This is a genomic window from Kocuria sp. SM24M-10 (assembly GCF_001027955.1).
In the GTDB taxonomy this organism is placed as follows: Bacteria; Actinomycetota; Actinomycetes; order Actinomycetales; family Micrococcaceae; genus Kocuria; species Kocuria oceani.
The window spans coordinates 56,512-70,254 of the sequence record NZ_LDNX01000111.1 but is presented as its reverse complement, the minus strand read 5'-3'; the positions used below and the strand labels follow the sequence as shown (position 1 = coordinate 70,254).

Sequence of the window (13,743 nt, the reverse complement as noted above, 5' to 3'; positions counted from 1 at the left end):
CACTCCGGGCACCGGGGCCCGGGAACTCTGCCCGAAAGTCCACTGCCCGGTCCCCGCTCCCCGACCTAGAGTCGAGCGCATCGACCGCACCGCCGTTTCCCCCCGCCCCCCGCAGTGGACCGACGACCGCGCCGTGCCCGTCCTCCAGGAGGAGGTCCTCACGAGGCAGCCGGCGCGGATCGACGCCGTGAGCGGGGCCGACCACGCCGTGCGGGGCTACCGCTCCGCCTTCCGGGAGCTCGTGGACCGGGTCCGGTCATGAGCGCCCCCGCCGTCGAGCTGCGCCGCCCCAAGGGCCGGCGGCACCTCCACCGGGAGCGGATCTGGGGCACCACGGTGACCGTCGACGTCCGCGCCGGGGAGGACGCCCTGCCGGCCGAGCGCGTCGTGCAGCACGCCCTGGACGTGGCCGTGGCCAACATGGGCTGGGTCGACGCCGTCTTCTCCACCTACCGGCCCGACTCCCTGGTGACCGCCCTGCGGACCGGTCTGCTCGACGAGCGCCGGCTCACCCGGGGCGACCCGGCGCAGGGGGCCCTGCTCGACGTGCTCCTCCGCTGCCGGGAGGGGCGGCAGCTGACCGGCGGCTGCTTCGACCCCTGGGCCGTGCGCGGCGGCTTCGACCCCTCCGGCTACGTCAAGGCCTGGGCCGCGGAGCGGCTCGCCGACGACCTGGTCCGCGCCGGCTGCGCGAACGTGTGCATCGACGCCGGCGGGGACGTGGTCACCCGCGGGGTCGCGGCACCCGGGGAGCCCTGGGCGGTGGGGATCCGCCACCCGGACGATCCCGGCGCGCTCTCGTGGACCGTCCTGCCCGGCGACGGGGCGGTCTCGACCTCCGGGACCTACGAACGGCCCGCCCACATCGTCGACCCCCGCACCGGCCGGCCCGCGGCCGGGGCCCGCTCCGCGACCGTCGTCGGCCCGGACGCGCGCCTGGCCGGGATCCTGGCCACGGCCCTCGTGGTGGCCGGCCGGGACGGGGCCCACTGGTTCACCGGCCTGGACGAGTGGTCCGCGTGGGTGGTGGACCCCGCTCCCGCGGACACCGCGTGGACGATCGGCCGGGACCGGCACCGGACCGGCTGAGTCCCGCCGCGCGCCCGCGGTCGCTAGGGTGGACGCGGTGAGCATCGACCTCGACACCACTGCGGCCATCGTCCCCGTCGCCGCCCGCTCCGGCATGGTCCGGGTCCGCGGGGCCTCCGAGCACAACCTGCGCCACGTGGACGTGGACATCCCGCGCGACGCGATCGTCGCCTTCACCGGCGTCTCCGGCTCCGGGAAGTCCTCCCTGGCCTTCGGCACCGTCTACGCCGAGGCCCAGCGGCGCTACCTGGAGTCCGTCGCGCCCTACGCCCGGCGCCTGATCCAGCAGGGGCACAACCCCGCCGTGGAGGAGATCACCGGTCTCCCGCCCGCCGTGGCCCTCCAGCAGCGGCGCGGCGCCCCCAGCTCCCGCTCCACGGTGGGCACCCTGACCACGCTGTCCAACTCGGTGCGCATGCTCTTCTCCCGGGCGGGCACCTACCCCGAAGGCGCCGAGGGCAGCCTGGACTCCGACGCCTTCTCGCCCAACACCGCCGCCGGCGCGTGTCCCGAGTGCTCCGGCCTGGGCACCGTGCACGACGTCACCGAGTCCTCCCTGGTCCCGGACCCCGGGCTGAGCATCCGCGAGGGCGCGGTGGCCGCCTGGCCCGGCGCGTGGCAGGGCAAGAACCTGCGGGACATCCTCGTGCACCTGGGCCACGACGTCGACGTCCCGTGGCAGGAGCTGCCCCGGGACGTCCGGGACTGGATCCTGTTCACCGAGGAGCAGCCGGTCGTGGAGATCACCCCGCAGCGGGACCGCGTGGCGAAGCCCTACAAAGGCCGGTTCTGGAGCGCCCGCAGCCACGTCCTGCACACCCTGGCGGACTCCGCGAGCCCGCAGATGCGCGAGCGCGCCCTGCGCTTCGTGGTCACCGCCCCGTGCCGGGTGTGCGGTGGCGCCGGCCTGCGCCCGGAGGCGCTCGCCGTGACCTTCGGGGGCCGGACCATCGCAGAGTTCAACGGGGCGACCCTGGCCGAGCTGGCCGAGGCGGTGCGCCCGACGGCCGGGCTGGAGCAGGCCGGGACCGCCTCGCGCGCGGTGACCTCCGGGGAGCGCAGCCAGGCGGCCGTCACCATCGCCCGGGACCTGCTCGCCCGGCTGGAGGTGCTCCTCGGCCTGGGTCTGGGCTACCTGAGCCTGGACCGGTCCACCCCCACGCTCTCCCCGGGGGAGATGCAGCGGCTGCGCATCGCCACCCAGCTGAGGTCGGGACTGTTCGGGGTGGTCTACGTGCTCGACGAGCCCTCCGCGGGCCTGCATCCGGCCGACGCCGAGCCGCTGCTGGCGGTGCTGGAGGAGCTGAAGGCCTCCGGCAACTCGGTGTTCGTGGTGGAGCACGACATGGCCGTGGTCCGCCGGGCCGACTGGGTCGTGGACGTGGGCCCGCAGGCCGGGGACCGGGGCGGCTCGGTGCTCTACAGCGGTCCCGTGCCGGGGCTGGCCGAGGTCCCCGCGTCCGTCACCCGCCCGTTCCTGTTCCCGGACCCGGCGACCGCCGCACCGGCGCCCGCCGCCCGGCGGCCCGAGCGGTGGCTTCAGCTGCGCGGGGTGAGCCGCCACAACCTCGTCGACCTCGACGCCGAGATCCCCCTGGGCGTGCTCACCGCCGTCACCGGGGTCTCCGGCTCGGGCAAGTCCACCCTGGTCAGCCAGGTCCTGGCCGAGACCGCGGGCCGGCACCTGCACGGCGGGCCGGGGTCCACGGGCGACGACGAGGCGGCGCCCGCCCCCGGGGCGCGGGTGGGCTCCGCCGAGGGCCTGGAGCACCTGGACCGGCTGATCCGCGTGGACCAGCGACCCATCGGCCGCACCCCGCGCTCCAACCTGGCCACCTACACCGGGCTCTTCGACGCGGTCCGTAAGCTCTACGCCGCCACCGACGAGGCCCGGGCCCGGGGCTACGGGGCCGGGCGGTTCTCCTTCAACGTGGCCGGCGGGCGGTGCGAGACCTGCCAGGGGGAGGGCTTCCTCGCCGTGGAGCTGCTCTTCCTGCCCGGCACCTACGGCCCCTGCCCCGACTGCCGGGGCGCGCGCTACAACCCCGAGACGCTGGAGGTCACCCACCGGGGCCGGAGCATCGCCGACGTGCTGGGCATGCGGGTGGAGACGGCCGCGGAGTTCCTCGCCGACGTCCCGGCCGCCGCGCGCAGCCTGCGCGCCCTGCTCGACGTGGGCCTCGGCTACCTGCGGCTGGGCCAGCCGGCCACCGAGCTCTCCGGCGGCGAGGCCCAGCGGATCAAGCTGGCCACGGAGCTGCAGCGGGCCCGGCGCGGGCACACCCTCTACCTCCTGGACGAGCCCACCACCGGGCTGCACCCCCAGGACGTGCAGGCGCTGCTGGGCCAGCTGAACCGGCTCGTGGACGCGGGCAACACCGTGGTGGTGGTGGAGCACGCCATGGACGTGGTGGCGTCGTCGGACTGGGTGATCGACATGGGCCCGTCCGGCGGCGAGGCCGGCGGGCGGATCCTCTGCGCCGGCACCCCCGCCGAGGTCGCGGCGTGCCCGTCGAGCCGCACCGCCCCCTACCTGGCCGCAGCCCTGCGCTGACCCGGTCCCTCCTCCAGCCACCTCGGCGGGGGAGGGGGGCCGGAACGGCGCAGCCCCCGCGCGCCGGTCGGCGGGCGGGGGCTGGGGGGCTGCCGGGGATCAGTTCTGCTGGTCCTTCTGGTCCTGCTGGCCGGTGCCGAGGAAGTCCCCGGCCTTCTCCTGGCCCTGGTCCACCTGGCTCTCGTACTTGTTGCCGGTGCGCTCGTCCACGGCGTCGCCGCCGCGGTCGATGCCCTGCTGCACCTTGTCCGGGTGCTGCTCCGCGAAGTCCTTCGCCTTGTCCGCGAATCCTCCCATGTCCACCACGGTCGTTCCCTTCGTCGATCGGTTCCGGTGGGGGCGCGCCCGCCGGAGGGACCCTCCCATCCTGGCCTCCGGGCGGGGGCCCTGGCCACCCCGCGCCGAGATCGCGGCTCACGGCGACGCGACCGTGCCCGGTCGCCGCCCCGGGCAACCTCGCGGGCAGTGGCGGGCAGCGGAGGGGGAGAGGGGGTCAGCGGGCGTGGCGGGTGGCGTGCAGGGTCCGCACCTCCGGGGCCAGGTCGGGGCACGGGCCGTCCACCGGCACGCCCGGGGCCACCTGGGTGATCGGCAGCGCCGCGACCGGGGCGGGCGGGACGCCGAGCTCCTGCAGCCACCGGACCAGCTGCGCGGAGGAGGAGGCGTGGACGATGCGGCCCAGACCCACCCAGGCGTGCGCGGCCGAGCACATGGGGCAGTGCTCGCCCGAGGTGTAGACCGTGGCCGCGGAGCGCTCTCCCGGGGCGAGGTGAGCGGCTGCCCAGCGGGCGATCTCGAACTCGGGATGCCGGGTGGCGTCACCGCCGGCCACCCGGTTGCGGTCCTCGAACAGCACCTCGCCCCGCGCCGAGACGAGCACCGAGCCGAACGGCTCGTCCCCGGCGTCGAGGGCCTCGCGGGCCAGTTCCACACAGCGTCGCAGGTGCCCGCGGTCGGTCTCGGAGATGCCCATGGGCTCAGCCTACGAGTCGTCCGGTCCGCCCGCCGGCAGGACCGGGGCGTCACCCGGTCCCGTCGGCGACCTCCTCGAGCACCTCCGTCACCACGGCCCGCGCCCGGGCCTCGGCCGTGGCGGCGTCCCCGGAGGCGACGGCGGCGGCCGTGGCCTCGTGGTCCTCGAGCGCCCCGGGAGCGGGGTCCCGGGGCATGAGCCCCAGCGCGGTGCGCCCGGAGAGCACCTCGGCCACCACCCCGCCCAGGGCGGCGAGCATGGGGTTGCCGCTGGCCGCCAGCAGCAGCTCGTGGTAGGCGATGTCGGTCGCCAGGTACTCCGGGTCCGTGCCGCGGTGGGCCTGGCCCAGCTCCTTGAGCCGGGCGGCCAGCTCCACGAGACGGCGGCGGGTGGACTCGTCCGCCCGCGCGGCGGCGAGCCGGGCCGCCATGGGTTCGATCGCCGCGCGCAGCTCGGTGAGGCTCAGCAGCTGGGCGTCCCGCCCGGGGCCGCCGAGCCGCCACCGGATCAGCCGGGGGTCGAACGGGTTCCAGTCCCGGGGCGGCCGCACGGTGACGCCCACGCGACGCCGCGACTCCAGCATGCCCATGGACTCGAGCACCCGCACGACCTCGCGCACGAGGGTGCGGGAGACCCCGAACTCCTCCTCGAGGCCGGCGAGTGTCAGGACCGTGCCGGGCACGCGGTCGCCCGAGGCGATGCTGCGGCCGAGCCGATCCAGCACGCCGCTGTGCTGCTCCACCCCGTGCATCCCGGCCCCGTCCCTCTCGCGGCGCACATGACGTGCCCGCTGTTGCCAAAAGTATGATCTTTCTGTCAGCCTAGCGCGTGTCGTGGATCACGACGAGCACCCGAAAGGCCTGCGCGCAGGCCCGAGATCACGGAGACCCTCAGTGGAAGACTGGACACAAACCCTCGGAACCGCCCCCCTGCTGGGCATCGCGGCCGCCGCCATCGCGCTGATCCTGATCCTGGTGATCAAGTTCAAGCTGCACGCGTTCCTGACCCTGATCCTCGTGGCGCTGCTGACCGCGCTCGCCACGGGCATCCCGCCGGCGCTGATCGTGGACACCGCCGTGGAGGCCTTCGGCGGCACGCTCGGCTCGGTGGCCCTGCTGATCGGCCTCGGCGCCATGCTCGGCAAGCTCGTGGAGCACAGCGGCGGCGCCAGGGTGCTCGCCGACAAGCTCGTGGACATCTTCGGCGAGAAGCGGGCCCCCTTCGGCCTCGGCATCGCCTCGCTGATCATGGGCTTCCCGATCTTCTTCGACGCCGGCCTGGTGGTCATGCTGCCCATCATCTTCGCCGTCGCCCGCCGGGTGAGCGGCACCAACGTGCTGCTCTACGGCATCCCCGCCGCCGGTGCGTTCTCGGTGATGCACGTCTTCGTGCCGCCGCACCCGGGCCCCGTGGCCGCCACCGAGCTCTACGGCGCCGACCTCGGCATGGTCCTGCTGATCGGCCTGCTGCTGGCCTTCCCGCTCTGGTACGTCACCGGCTACCTGTGGGGCAAGCGCGTGGGCTCCAAGTTCATCCTGCCCGTGCCGGGCCTGTTCGGCGAGATGGACGACGACCAGCCGGCCAATCCGCCCAAGGTCGGCACCATCATCGCCCTGCTCCTGCTGCCCCTGGTGCTCATCTTCATGAACACCGGCCTGGACTTCCTCCGCGCCGCCGGCACGGTCTCCGAGGACGCCCCGTGGTACGGCGCGCTCTCCATGGTCGGCGCCTCCCCGGTGGCCCTGCTGATCTCGGTCCTCGTGGCCCTGTTCGTCCTCGGCACCCGCCGCGGCGAGCACGGCACCGCCCTGGAGAAGGTCGTCGACTCGGCCCTGGGCCCGGTGGCCTCGGTCATCCTGATCACCGGCGCCGGCGGCATGTTCGGCGGCATCCTGCGGGCCTCCGGCATCGGCGACGCCCTGGCCTCCTCCCTGGACGGCATCGGTCTGCCGGTCATCTTCGCCGCCTACCTCATCGCCGTCGTCCTGCGCCTGGCCCAGGGCTCGGCCACCGTGGCGCTCGTCACCGCCGCCGGCCTCATGGCCCCGGCCGTGGCCGCGGGCGGCTTCAACGCCGTGGAGGTCGCGGCCGTCGTCCTGGCCACCGCCGCCGGGTCGGTCTTCGCCGGCCACGTCAACGACTCCGGCTTCTGGCTCGTCGGCCGGCTCATGGGCATGGACGTCAAGACCACGCTGCGCACGTGGACCGTCCAGCAGGCCCTGCAGTCCGTGGTGGGCTTCGCCATCGTGCTCGTCATCTTCTACATCGCCTGAGGTGGACATGAACAGCGTCTTCGACATCACCGGCCGGCTCGCCCTCGTCACCGGGTCCTCCCGAGGGCTGGGGCGGGCCCTGGCCGCGGGCCTCGCCGAGGCGGGCGCCCGCGTGGTCCTGCACGGGCGCGACGGCGAGGCCCTCGCCCGGGTGCGCGACGAGATCACCGGCCGCACGGGCACGGCACCGGCCACGGCCGCCTTCGACCTCACCGACGCCGATGCGGTGCGGTCGGGGATCGAGGCGGTGGTGGCCGAGCACGGGGTGCCGGACATCCTGGTGAACAACGCCGGGATCCAGCGCCGCGCCCCGTTCGCCGAGTTCACCGCCCAGGACTGGGAGGACATCGTCGCGGCGAACCTCTCCAGCGCCTTCCACGTCTCCCGCGCCGTGGTCCCCGGGATGCAGGAGCGGGGCTCCGGCAAGATCGTCAACATCGCCTCGGTGCAGTCCGTGCTCGCCCGGCAGACCATCGCCCCGTACTCGGCCACCAAGGGCGGGGTGGTCATGCTCACCAAGGGGATGGCCGCCGACCTGGCCCGCTACAACATCCAGGTCAACGCGATCTCCCCCGGCTACTTCGCCACGGAGATGAACCAGGCCCTCATCGAGGACGAGGCGTTCAACGCGTGGGTGGTCGACCGCACCCCGGCCCAGCGCTGGGGGCGCGTCGAGGAGCTCGTGGGCACGCTGATCTACCTGTGCTCGGACGCCTCCAGCTTCGTGTCCGGGCACAACGTCCTGGTCGACGGCGGCATGACCTCCGTCGTCTGATCCGAAACCGCCACTCACCGATCCGGACGTCCCAGCTGATCCGGGCGTCCCAGGAAGAGAACCCATGAGAGCCATCGTCATCCACGGCAAGCAGGACCTGCGCGTCGAGGAGCAGCCCATTCCGGAACCGGCCGCGGGGCAGCTCCGGCTCCGGATCGCCTACGGCGGGGTGTGCGGGTCCGACCTGCACTACTGGGCCGAGGGCGCCAACGGGGAGTACGTGGTCCGGGAGCCGCTCGTGCCCGGCCACGAGGTCTCCGGGACGGTGGACCTCGACCCCGCGGGCCAGCTCGCGCCGGGCACCCCGGTGACGGTGCACCCGGCCACGTTCGGCACCCCCGAGCCGGGGATCGAGGACCGGCGCCACCTGTGGCCGGGCGGGGCCTACCTGGGCAGCGCCGCCACCCGGCCGCACACGCAGGGCGGGATGAGCGAGTACCTGCTGGTGCGCCCGGACATGGTGCGGGTGCTCCCGGAGGGCCTCCCGCTGCGCCGGGCCGCGCTGGCCGAGCCGCTGGCCGTGGCGCTGCACGGGCTGACCGTGGCCGGGGACGTGGCCGGCCGGCGGGTGCTCGTCTCCGGGTCCGGGCCGATCGGGCTGCTCGCGGCGGCCGCGGCCCTGGCCCGAGGCGCGGCGGAGGTCGTGGCCACCGACGTCCTCGAGGGCCCGCTGGAGCGGGCCCGGGTCCTGGGTGTGCACGGCACGGTCCGGATCGGGGCGGACCCGCTCCCGGCCGAGGCCTTCGACGTGGTGCTGGAGTGCTCGGGAGTGCCCGCGGCTGTGAGCCCCGCGCTGGCGGCGGCGCGACGGGGGGCCGTGGTGGTCCAGGTGGGGATGGTGCCGAACGAGGCCCGGCCCGTGAACCTGGCCCCGCTGGTGTCCAAGGAACTCCAGCTGCGCGGCTCGTTCCGCTTCGACGACGAGATCGACGAGGCGATCGAGCTGCTCGCCGCCCACCCCGGGATCGAGGGCGTCGTCACGCACGAGATCCCGGCCGAGCGGGCCCTGGAGGCCTTCTCCGCGGCCCGGGACTCCGCGGCCTCCGGCAAGGTGCTCGTCTCCTTCGGCCAGCAGACCCGCTGATGACCGGGCCGCACGGAGATCCCACCGCCGGCACCGTGGTGCTCGGGGTGGACATCGGCACCACGAGCACCAAGACCGTGGCGTTCGCGGTGGGCGGCGAGCAGCTCGCCTCCGCCTCGGCGGGCTATCCGCTGGAGGAGCCGCACGGCGGCCACGCCGTGCAGGACCCGCAGCTGATCCTCCGCGCCGTCCTGGACACGGTGCGCGCCGTGGTCGAGGAGGTCGGGGCCGAGCGCGTGGCCGGACTGTCCTTCAGCTCCGCGATGCACGGCCTGCTCGGGCTCTCGCCCGAGGGGGAGCCCCTCACCCCGCTCGTCACCTGGGCCGACACCCGGGCCAGTGCGCAGGCGGAGCGGCTGCGCGCCGCCGTGGGCGGACTCGCGCTGCACCGGCGCACGGGCACCCCCGTGCACCCGATGTCACCGCTGGCCAAGCTCGTGTGGTTCCACGAGCAGGAGCCCAAGCTGTGCGAGCGGGTCGCCTTCTGGGCCGGCATCAAGGAGTTCGTGCTGCTGCGGCTGTGCAACGCCCTCGTGGTGGACCACTCGGTGGCCTCCGCCACGGGGCTGATGAACATCCACGAACTGACCTGGGACGACGAGGCCCTGGCTCTGGCCGGGATCCTGCCCGAGCAGCTGCCGGAGCTGGTGCCCACCACCACCGTCCTGCCCGGGCTCACGGAGGCGACCGCCCGGGCCACCGGCCTGCCCGAGAGCACGCCGGTGGTGGTCGGCGCCAGCGACGGGCCCCTCGCGAACCTGGGGCTGGGGGCGGTGCGGCCCGGGGTGGCCGCCTGCTCGATCGGCACGAGCGGCGCGCTGCGCGTCGTCGTCGACCGTCCTGTGGTGGACCCGCTGGGCCGGGTGTTCTGCTACGCCCTGACCCCCGGCCGCTGGGTGGTGGGCGGGGCCATCAACAACGGGGGCGTGGTCCTGGGCTGGGCGGGCGACGCGCTCGCCCCTGACCTCGGTGAGGACTCCCAGGAGGCCCTGTGCGCGCTGGCCGAGAGCGTCCCCGCCGGCTCCGGCGGGCTGCTCATGCTGCCCTATCTGCTGAGCGAGCGCGCCCCGCACTGGAGCTCCCTGCCCCGGGGCGCCTACGTGGGGCTCACGCGCGCGCACGGACGGGCGCACCTGGTGCGCGCGGCCCTGGAGGGGGTGTGCCAGCAGCTGGGCCTGGTCCTGCAGTCGATGCGCTCGGCAGGCCTGGCGGTGGATCAGATCCGGGCGACGGGCGGGTTCGCGCGCAGCCCCCTGTGGCGGCAGATGCTCGCCGACGTGCTGGGCACGGACATCTCCTTCGCGTCCGGGCACGAGGGCTCCGGGTTCGGCGCGGCGCTGCTCGGGATGCAGGCGCTGGGGCTCATCGAGTCGATCGACGTGGCCGCGGACCTCGTCGAGGTGGACTCCACCCTGCGCCCCGACCCGGCCGACGCCGCGGTCTACGCCTCCCTGCAGCCGGTCTTCGAGCAGCTGTACGAGGCGCTCGTCCCCACCTTCACGTCCTTGCGGCGCCTGGCCCCCGCCCTGCCGCTGGAGCGGGACTGACCGCCGCCCCGGCCCGAGTATGCCTTCGGGAGCATATTCAGCGCCGGGGTCGGCGGGGCGGGCCACAGGTGCTGGCCAGCGCGGCGACAGCTCTGCATGATGGAGTCGTGACAGCACCGCGGCGGACTCGCGGCGGTGACCGCTCTCGGAAGGAGACGTCATGGTGAACTTCAAGGGGCTCACGGCGAAGGCCAAGCAGCTCGCGCAGCGCAACCCGGACAAGGTGAACAAGGTCCTGGACCAGGCCGGGAACTTCGTGGACAAGCGCACCGGACGGAAGTACGAGCGGCACGTGGACTCGGTCCAGCAGAAGGCCCGGGACTACCTCGGCGGACACCGGGGCGCCGGGGGGACCGCGCCGGACGACCGGTCCCCGGGCGCCGGGCCGGGCGGAACGGACCGGCCCGGCGGCACGGACCGGCCCGGTGAGGGTCCGGGGGGAGTCCGCCCGGACCGCGACCCCCGCGGCTGAGCGGTCGGCACCGCCGCAGCACGTGCCTGATCGGCCCCCGGCCGGGGGCCGATCAGGCACGAACGACGGCCCCGGTCCGCCGGGAGAGGCGGGCCGGGGCCGTGGGACCACCCGCGCAGGGGACGCCGATGGTCCGGGAGAACGCGGGGGGATGTTCTCATGACGTTACGTTACACATTCGTTATCGATCGCACCAGCGGGCGCCCCCGGCCGATCCGGGGCCGGGCCGGTCAGTCGGCGAGGAAGTCCAGCAGCGCCTCGTTCACCTCGGGAGCGTGCGTCCAGAGCATGCCGTGCGGGGCGCCCTCGATCTCGACGTAGCGCGCCTCCGGCAGCGCCTTGGTGAACTGCCGGCCGGTGGCGTCGATCGGCAGGATGTTGTCCGCGGTGCCGTGCACGATCAGGACCGGGACGTCGATCCGGGGGATGTCGGCGCGGAAGTCGGTGAGCCAGGTCGGCTGCGCGGCCACGGAGGCCACGGCGCCCGAGCGGAACGCGATGTTCTTGCTGGCGTCCACGATCTCCTGGCTGAGCCGGTCCGTGCCGAGGAAGGTGTCGGCGTTGTAGAAGTTGCCGAAGAACTCGGTGAAGAACGCGTACCGGTCCGCGGTCACGGCGGCGGCGAGGCCGTCGAAGACCTCCTGCGGCACGCCGGTGGGGTTGTCGTCCGTCTGCAGCAGGTAGGGCTCCAGCGAGCCGAGGAAGACCGCCTTGGCCACCCGGGAGGAACCGTAGGTGCCGAGGTAGCGCGCCACCTCGCCGGTGCCCATCGAGAAGCCCACGAGGACGGCGTCCTGCAGGTCGAGGTGGGTCAGCACGGCGTTCAGGTCCGCGGCGAAGGTGTCGTAGTCGTAGCCGGTGGTGGGCTTGCTGGAGCTGCCGAAGCCGCGCCGGTCGTAGGTGATCACGCGGTGGCCGGCCTCGAGCAGGGCCACGGTCTGCTTCTCCCAGGACGACCCGTCCAGCGGATAGCCGTGGATCAGCACCACGGGCTGCCCGCTGCCGTGGTCCTCGTAGTACAGCTCGATGTCGGTGCTGTTCTCGGTGCCGACGCTGATGTACCCCATGGAGGTTCTTCCTCTCGGTCGTTCGCACTGCGCGTGAGAACGGTCGTTCTCACCGGTCCGAGTCTAGGGAACGACCGACCTCGAGCGCAGGCACCGGGCGTGGGAGGACGGGGCCCGCGAGCACCTGGAGCGCGCCGGGAGCCCGCGCGCGGTCCAGGACCGAGTCGTCGTGCTCGTCGAGGCGGCTCAGGACACCAGGGACGCGTAGACGACGTAGTTGTCGTCGAACTCACGGGTGGCCGGGTCGTAGCCGTCACAGGTGATCAGCCGCAGCTCGGCGTCCGCCGTGTTGCCGTAGACCTCCAGGGTGGGGAAGTCGTCCTTGCCGTACTGCTCCCCGCGGTCGACGGCGAAGACCGCGGTGCTCCCGTCCTCCCGGGCGACCTCGATCCGGTCCCCGGGAGCGAGCTGCCGCAGGTCCGCGAAGACCCCGGGGCCGCCGCCGGTGGCGTTGACGTGGCCCAGCAGCACGGCCGGGCCGCGCTCGCCGGGGGTGGGGGAGCCGGTGTACCAGCTCGCCGGGGACCCGGGACCCTCGGGCGGGACCTCCAGGGACCCGTCCTCCCGCAGACCCAGGTGCAGCAGCTCGGAGCGGGTGCCCGTGGACGGCACGGTCAGGGAGACGGGCTCGGAGGCGTCGAGGACCGCGGGGCGGTCCTCGGGGGCGGCGGTCGGCGTCGCGCGTGCGGCCGGCGGTGTTCCCGTGGGCGACGGCGCCGCCGTGGACGACGACGTGGGGGAGGGCGTGCCGGTGGCGCTGCTCGAGGCCGCCGGGGACGTGCTGCCGGAGGCGGCCGGGGGGCCGTCACCGGATCCGGCGGCGCAGCCGGTGGCGAGCAGGACGGCGGCCGCCGCGGAGGCCAGCAGGCCCCCGCGGCGACCGGTGGTCGATCCCGTCATGACAGGAACCGTCCCGCGGGATCAGGCCCGGGCAGCGCGCCGGCGCAGCGCCCAGGCGCCGCCGGCCACGGCCGCCAGGAGGCCGCCGCCCAGCGCCGCGGTCTCGGCGCCGGAGCCGGTCTCCTGGGTCACGCCGGTGTCGGCGCCGCCCTCGGGCATCGCGCCCATCTGGGAGGCGGTCAGCGTGCCGCAGGCCGCCGGGAGGGTGGCGGCCAGGGGCAGCTCCTCGTTCAGCGAGCTCATCTTCTCGGCGGCGGCGGCCGGCATCTTGGCCGGGTCCACACCGTGGACGACGACGACCGCGGTGCCGTTCTGCAGGGACTCGGCGGTGGCCGCGTCCAGCTCGAAGGTCCGCTCGTAGGTGTAGGCGGAGCCGCCGGGGAAGCGCTCCACGGCCAGGGCCGAGTCGGCGCTGGTGTCGCCCTCGGTGGTCAGGGACGTGCCGATCATCCCGTAGAACGGGTGACCCTCCGGGGTGGAGACCACGCCGTCGCCGTCGGTGTCCGCGGTGGGGGGCGGGCACACGCCCTGGGCGGCGATGTGGATGTGCTGGGCGTGCGGGAACGGCCCGTCCATGAAGGTCTCGGCCGCACCGGTGACGTTCATCGTGACGGTGGCCTCGGTGCCGTGGACGTCGACCATGACGTCGCCGGTGGTGCCGGAGTTGTTCAGGGTGTTCAGGGTCGCCTGGGAGGACCACGTGTCCTCCGCGTGGGCGGAGGCGGGGGCGGCGGCAAGGGTGAGGGCGCCGAGGGCCAGGGTGGGGACTGCGAGGAACGTGGACTTGCGCATCAGTTTCTCCTGTGTCGTACCGGGGGTCGTGCCGTGTGCGCACATTCGGTGTGTGCACAGGGGGTTCGGCGCCGGGGCGGCCCCGGATGGGTGCCGCCGCAAAGTTTTTTTCGGCCTCCTGGATCGGCGCCCCGGAACCGGGTGCCGGACCGGGGTCCTGGACCGGCCCCGGAACCGTCCGGACGCGCCGCGGACCCATCCGCGAGGCGTCCGGTGA

The 13,743-nt window shown here is 74.5% G+C and carries 14 protein-coding genes; 8 read left to right on the top strand and 6 right to left on the bottom strand.

What is annotated here, in order from left to right:
• Positions 1 to 133: 133 nt before the first annotated feature.
• The 3 genes from ABL57_RS23320 (at position 134) to uvrA (ending at position 3,643) form a co-directional block, all read left to right on the top strand.
• The gene (locus ABL57_RS23320) at positions 134 to 262 is read left to right on the top strand and encodes a hypothetical protein (protein WP_256363815.1); all 129 of its coding nucleotides are present in this window, start codon (positions 134 to 136) and stop codon (positions 260 to 262) included.
• On the top strand, positions 259 to 1,089 hold the full coding sequence (locus ABL57_RS12550) for an FAD:protein FMN transferase (protein ID WP_053004949.1): 831 nt from the start codon (positions 259 to 261) through the stop codon (positions 1,087 to 1,089). The genes ABL57_RS23320 and ABL57_RS12550 overlap by 4 nt, the downstream gene beginning before the upstream one ends.
• Before the next feature lie 94 nt (positions 1,090 to 1,183).
• Complete coding sequence (gene uvrA / locus ABL57_RS12545; protein ID WP_082157429.1) at positions 1,184 to 3,643, top strand: excinuclease ABC subunit UvrA; 2,460 nt, start codon at positions 1,184 to 1,186, stop codon at positions 3,641 to 3,643.
• Between the two features lie 99 nt (positions 3,644 to 3,742).
• Here uvrA and ABL57_RS12540 read toward each other — a convergent pair whose 3' ends face one another.
• The 3 genes from ABL57_RS12540 to ABL57_RS12530 all read right to left on the bottom strand — a co-directional run bounded on the left by ABL57_RS12540 (position 3,743) and on the right by ABL57_RS12530 (position 5,367).
• Entirely contained in the window at positions 3,743 to 3,940 is a 198-nt protein-coding gene (locus ABL57_RS12540) for an antitoxin (RefSeq protein WP_047803830.1), read from the bottom strand.
• 196 nt (positions 3,941 to 4,136) lie between these two features.
• Positions 4,137 to 4,616, bottom strand: coding sequence for a nucleoside deaminase (locus ABL57_RS12535; protein ID WP_047803807.1), 480 nt, complete (start codon positions 4,614 to 4,616; stop codon positions 4,137 to 4,139).
• Between the two features lie 49 nt (positions 4,617 to 4,665).
• The gene (locus tag ABL57_RS12530; RefSeq protein ID WP_047803806.1) at positions 4,666 to 5,367 is read right to left on the bottom strand and encodes a FadR/GntR family transcriptional regulator; all 702 of its coding nucleotides are present in this window, start codon (positions 5,365 to 5,367) and stop codon (positions 4,666 to 4,668) included.
• A 142-nt stretch (positions 5,368 to 5,509) separates the two neighbouring features.
• On the opposite strand from ABL57_RS12530, the gene ABL57_RS12525 reads away from it, so the two are divergent.
• The 5 genes from ABL57_RS12525 (at position 5,510) to ABL57_RS23400 (ending at position 10,767) form a co-directional block, all read left to right on the top strand.
• Positions 5,510 to 6,889, top strand: coding sequence for a GntP family permease (locus ABL57_RS12525; protein WP_047803805.1), 1,380 nt, complete (start codon positions 5,510 to 5,512; stop codon positions 6,887 to 6,889).
• Positions 6,890 to 6,896: 7 nt separating this feature from the next.
• Positions 6,897 to 7,664: a glucose 1-dehydrogenase gene (locus tag ABL57_RS12520; RefSeq protein WP_047803804.1), complete on the top strand. Its 768-nt coding sequence runs from the start codon at positions 6,897 to 6,899 to the stop codon at positions 7,662 to 7,664.
• A 64-nt stretch (positions 7,665 to 7,728) separates the two neighbouring features.
• Positions 7,729 to 8,748: an L-idonate 5-dehydrogenase gene (locus tag ABL57_RS12515; RefSeq protein WP_047803803.1), complete on the top strand. Its 1,020-nt coding sequence runs from the start codon at positions 7,729 to 7,731 to the stop codon at positions 8,746 to 8,748.
• Positions 8,748 to 10,295, top strand: a complete 1,548-nt coding sequence (locus tag ABL57_RS12510) for a gluconokinase (RefSeq protein ID WP_047803802.1) — start codon at positions 8,748 to 8,750, stop codon at positions 10,293 to 10,295. Before ABL57_RS12515 ends, ABL57_RS12510 begins: the two co-directional genes overlap by 1 nt.
• A 160-nt stretch (positions 10,296 to 10,455) precedes the next feature.
• Positions 10,456 to 10,767 carry an antitoxin gene (locus ABL57_RS23400; RefSeq protein WP_053004948.1) on the top strand — a complete coding sequence of 104 codons (312 nt, stop codon included), beginning with the start codon at positions 10,456 to 10,458 and terminating at the stop codon, positions 10,765 to 10,767.
• Between the two features lie 230 nt (positions 10,768 to 10,997).
• On the opposite strand, the gene ABL57_RS12500 is transcribed toward ABL57_RS23400, so the two are convergent.
• From ABL57_RS12500 to ABL57_RS12490, 3 genes are all read right to left on the bottom strand, one after another.
• Complete coding sequence (locus ABL57_RS12500) at positions 10,998 to 11,834, bottom strand: alpha/beta fold hydrolase (RefSeq protein ID WP_047803801.1); 837 nt, start codon at positions 11,832 to 11,834, stop codon at positions 10,998 to 11,000.
• Positions 11,835 to 12,020: 186 nt separating this feature from the next.
• Positions 12,021 to 12,734 (bottom strand): class F sortase, encoded by a 714-nt coding sequence (locus ABL57_RS12495; protein WP_047803800.1) that lies wholly within the window; start codon positions 12,732 to 12,734, stop codon positions 12,021 to 12,023.
• 21 nt (positions 12,735 to 12,755) lie between these two features.
• The gene (locus tag ABL57_RS12490; RefSeq protein ID WP_047803799.1) at positions 12,756 to 13,526 is read right to left on the bottom strand and encodes a hypothetical protein; all 771 of its coding nucleotides are present in this window, start codon (positions 13,524 to 13,526) and stop codon (positions 12,756 to 12,758) included.
• Positions 13,527 to 13,743: the final 217 nt, after the last annotated feature.